Annotated in this window: 2 protein-coding genes; both read right to left on the minus strand. The window is 65.4% G+C overall.

Translation table 11 applies throughout. The features are described 5' to 3' along the window. Positions 1-2 precede the first annotated feature (2 nt). Complete coding sequence (locus tag DWZ15_RS10300) at positions 3-836, minus strand: PTS system mannose/fructose/sorbose family transporter subunit IID (RefSeq protein ID WP_117565064.1); 834 nt, start codon at positions 834-836, stop codon at positions 3-5. Next, a partial coding sequence (locus DWZ15_RS10305; RefSeq protein ID WP_147324175.1) for a PTS sugar transporter subunit IIC occupies positions 817-1,056 on the minus strand: 240 nt, incomplete at its 5' end. The genes DWZ15_RS10305 and DWZ15_RS10300, both read right to left, overlap by 20 nt.

Consider the following 1,056-nt stretch of genomic DNA (forward strand, 5'->3'; position numbering starts at 1 on the left):
CCTTACGCCAGCACGCCGAAGAACGCGCCGATGATGCCCACGACCATGGTGGCCACGATCAGCACCATGGGGTTGATCTTCTTGGACAGCAGCCAGTAGTACAGCCAGAAGGCGAGCATGCCGAGCATGCCGGGCATGATGCCGTCCAGGATGTCCTGGAGGGTCTGGGCGTCCTCGCCCGAGCCGATGGCCACCGGGATGCTGGCCCAGAACATGTCCTTGCACATGGCGCCCACGACCATGACGCCCACGATGCCCACGCAGGTCATGATCTTCTGCATGAGGCCGGTCCTCTGGGCCTCGTCCAGGAAGCCCACGCCCAGCTCGTAGCCCTTGACGGCGCCCCAGATGCGCAGCGCGAAGCCGGGGACGTTGTAGATGAGCAGGAAGGCGATGGGGCCGAAGGGGTTGCCGGCCTGGCACAGGCTGATGCCCACCGCGGCGGCGACCACGCGCAGCGTCGACAGGAAGATGGAGTCGCCGATGCCGGACAGCGGGCCCATGAGGGCGGCCTTGACGTCGTTGACGCTCTCGGGCTCGATCTCGCCGCGGGCGACCTTCTCCTCCATGGCCATCGCGATGCCGCCGACGAACGGGGCGAACTGGACGGTGATGTTGAAGAACGCGCAGTGGCGATGCAGGGCCTCGGCGTAGTCGTCGGGGCGGCCGGCGTAGATCTTCTTGAGCATGTTGGCGACCATCAGGCAGAAGGCGATGTTCATCTGCTTGTAGTAGGTCCAGGAGAACTCCATGCCCAGGGCGCCGACGTTGACGGCGCTCTTGACGAGGTCGGAGCGCGTGATCTTGTTCTCGGGACTAGAAGTCATCGTCCTCATCCCCTTCCGCGGAAAGCTGGGGCTGGGCTCCGCCCAGGCCGAGCAGGTCGAACTTGTCGATGCCGATGATGATGGCGATCAGGGCGACGCCCAGGACGGGCACGTTGGCGTAGGAGCACAGCAGGAAGCCCAGGAAGTAGAAGGGCACGAGCTGCTTGGTGAGCACCAGGCGGCCGAGCATGGCGAAGCCCATGGCCGGCAGGATGTTGGCGGCAACGCC

The sequence above is a fragment of the Collinsella sp. AF29-7AC genome (assembly GCF_003475665.1).
GTDB lineage: Bacteria > Actinomycetota > Coriobacteriia > Coriobacteriales > Coriobacteriaceae > Collinsella.

Coding starts and splice junctions, on each gene's coding strand:
- DWZ15_RS10300 (WP_117565064.1), bottom strand. CDS start 836: ATGAGGACGATGACTTCTAGTCCCGAGAACAAGATCACGCGCTCCGAC.